The organism is Bradyrhizobium sp., from assembly GCF_016462955.1.
GTDB lineage: Bacteria > Pseudomonadota > Alphaproteobacteria > Rhizobiales > Xanthobacteraceae > Bradyrhizobium.
Genome location: NZ_JAEMSD010000383.1, coordinates 4,226 through 6,606 on the forward strand (window position 1 = coordinate 4,226; position 2,381 = coordinate 6,606).

At 66.1% G+C, this 2,381-nt stretch carries 2 protein-coding genes; one reads left to right on the forward strand and one right to left on the reverse strand.

The features are described from left to right. Positions 1-1,122: tyrosine--tRNA ligase (tyrS, locus tag JHD07_RS29050; RefSeq protein ID WP_291628402.1), on the reverse strand; the 1,122-nt coding region annotated here is incomplete at its 3' end. Positions 1,123-1,288: 166 nt separating this feature from the next. On the opposite strand from tyrS, the gene JHD07_RS29055 reads away from it, so the two are divergent. After that, on the forward strand, positions 1,289-2,381 hold a 1,093-nt coding region (locus JHD07_RS29055; protein ID WP_291628403.1), incomplete at its 3' end, for an anhydro-N-acetylmuramic acid kinase.

Sequence of the window (2,381 nt, forward strand, 5' to 3'; positions counted from 1 at the left end):
GCCCTTGATCTGGCGCCGCGCTTCGCCGTTGGAAGCGACCAAGCCGGCCTTGACGAAGGCGTTGAGCACGCCGAGGCCGGCGTCGAGCTCGCCGCGCGGAATTTCCACCGTCGGCAGGCTTTCGGCCAGCGCGCCTTCCTCGAAGGTCCGCCGCGCGGTCTCTGCGGCCTCGTTCGCAGCGTCGCGGCCGTGCAGCAGCGCGGTCGCCTCGGTTGCGAGCACCTTCTTGGCTTCGTTGATCTCGGAACCGCCGAGCGCTTCGAGCTTCTTGATTTCAGCCATCGGCAGCGTCGTGAACAGCTTCAAGAACTTGCCGACATCGGCGTCCTCGGTGTTACGCCAGTATTGCCAGAAATCATAAGGGCTGAACTGGTCGGCATTGAGCCAGACCGCGCCTTGCGCGGTCTTGCCCATCTTGGCACCCGAGGCGGTCGTCAGCAGCGGCGTCGTCAGCGCGAACAGCTGGTGCGTGCCCATGCGACGGCCGAGATCGACGCCCATGATGATGTTGCCCCACTGGTCCGAGCCGCCCATCTGGAGGCGGCAGCCGGTGCGCTTGGCGAGCTCGACGAAGTCGTAGGCCTGGCAGACCATGTAGTTGAACTCGATGAAGCTCATTTCCTGCTCGCGCTCGAGGCGCAGCCGCACGGAGTCCATGGTCAGCATGCGGTTGACCGAGAAATGCCGGCCGACGTCGCGCAGCATCTCGATCCAGTTCAGCTTGGTCAGCCACTCCGCATTGTCGAGCATGACGGCGTCGCTCTTGCCATCGCCGTACCGCAGCACCTTCGCGAACACGCCGCGGATCGATGCCTTGTTGGCCTCGATCTCGGCGACGGTGCGCATCGCCCGCGTCTCGTCCTTGCCGGAGGGGTCGCCGACCATGGTGGTGCCGCCGCCCATCAGCGTGATCGGCTTGTTGCCGGACTGCTGGAGCCAGTGCAGCATCATCATGGTCAGGTAATTGCCGATGTGCAGCGAGCGGGCGGTGCAATCGTAGCCGACATAGGCCGTGGCCTCGCCCTTGGCGGCGAGCGCGTCCAGCCCCTCGAAATCGGAGCATTGGTGGATGAATCCACGTTCCTGCAGGGTGTTGAGGAAATCCGATTTAAATGCAGTCATCTGTCGGCATGCCCAACAATTCTTGGTTTACTGTTTCGGGAGCAATTTAAGGGTCTTGCGTAGGAACCCGATTGGCCGCCCGCCACTTGGCGCGTTGGCATTATAAGATGTGTCCCTCCGGCACAAGATCGGCATGCCGGGGTGGGTCTTTCGAGGACGCTGGTCCATGATGTTGACGGCACTCGGATTGATGAGCGGCACCTCGCTGGACGGGGTGGATGTCGCGCTGCTCGAGACCGACGGAAAGCAGGTGAAGGCGTTCGGGCCATCCGGTTACCGGCCGTATGGCCCGGCCGAGCGCGACTTGCTGCGCCGGGCGCTGAGCGCGGCCGTGCAGCTGGCGCAACGCGACGCCCGGCCGGGCGTTCTGGCGGAGGCCGAGCGGGCGGTGACGCAGGCTCATGCCGAGGCGGTCGCGGCCTTCCTCGCCCAGAATCGCTTGAGGCCTGAGGATATCGACATCGTCGGCTTCCACGGCCAGACCGTGCTGCACCGGCCAGAGAAGCGGCTGACGGTGCAGATCGGCGATGCGCCGGCGCTGGCCAAGGCGATCCATATCCCCGTGATGCACGATTTCCGCGCCGCCGATGTCGAGGCAGGCGGGCAGGGCGCGCCGCTCGTGCCGGTCTATCATCGCGCGCTCGCCCATTCGCTGCAGCGCGAGGGGCCGATCGTCGTGGTCAATATCGGCGGCGTCTCCAACATCACCTATGTCGACGGCAACGAGACCTTGATCGCCTGCGATACCGGCCCCGGCAACGCACTGCTGGACGATTTCATGTACCGCACCATGAACCAGGCGTTCGATGCGGAGGGCAAGTTCGCAGCGCTCGGCAAGGTGGATGAAGCCTGGATCGCGCGGGCGCTGGAGCTGCCGTTCTTCGCAAGCCCGCCGCCGAAATCGCTCGACCGCAACGACTTTGCCGCGCTGAAGCTCGGCGATATCGCGCCGGCCGACGGCGCGGCGACGCTGACCGCCTTCACCGCGGCCGCGATCGCCCGCATCATTCCGCTGCTGCCGCGCCGGCCGCGCAGCTTCATCGTCTGCGGCGGCGGCGCCCGCAACCTTACCATGCTGCGGATGCTGCGGGAGCGGGTGGGCTCGGCCACCGTCGAGGCGGCCGAGACGCTCGGCTGGGCCTCCGACGCCATCGAGGCGCAAGCCTTCGGCTTCCTCGCCGTGCGCGGCATGAAGGGCCTGCCGTTGTCTTATCCGGCCACCACGGGTGTGCCGATGCCGATGACGGGCGGGGTGATTG